At 26.7% G+C, this 535-nt stretch carries 1 pseudogene; it reads right to left on the bottom strand.

The features are described from left to right. Positions 1-521: pseudogene (locus HMPREF0634_RS05870) on the bottom strand (hypothetical protein); the annotation flags it as partial. Between the last annotated feature and the right edge of the window lie 14 nt (positions 522-535).

The following is a 535-nucleotide window of genomic DNA, read 5'->3' as shown; positions in this document are numbered from 1 at the left end:
GAATAAGAACCTACCACTTTAGCATTCAAGTCAAAATTATAATATTCCTTCTCTTGTTCACGATTCTCTATGATCTTATTAGCCTTAATGGTAACGTTTTGATTAAGATTATATTTCATTGAATTAAATATTTTTTCTGGTACAATAATCTCATTTTTATTTTTAGGATATCTACCCTTAGTTATTTTTAAATTATAAGACTCAAAATATTCTTTGTCATATGATATTAGGGGGCTAGTGTAGCTTTTAGCCAAATTTACATCAGCATAATTTTTAATAACACTTACTTTTTCGACATTATTGTCTCTTTTCAAGACATCTATCTGTCTTGAACTCAATTTAATAAAATCTAATTGTGACATTGGCGAATTACTTTCCATTATATTTTTCGCATATTCACTTTGACTTAATTTAGCTGTTGCATTAGAGAATACAATCGCTAATGATAAGGATAAAACTAAGATAATAGAAATGTTTTTCTTATAATCCTTAATCAAATAGTTTTTGATTAATTTCAACATGGCTTTACCTCCCA

Origin of the sequence: Peptostreptococcus stomatis DSM 17678 (assembly GCF_000147675.1) — a bacterium.
GTDB classification, from domain to species: Bacteria; Bacillota; Clostridia; order Peptostreptococcales; family Peptostreptococcaceae; genus Peptostreptococcus; species Peptostreptococcus stomatis.
This window is presented reverse-complemented; position numbering and strand designations above follow the sequence as displayed.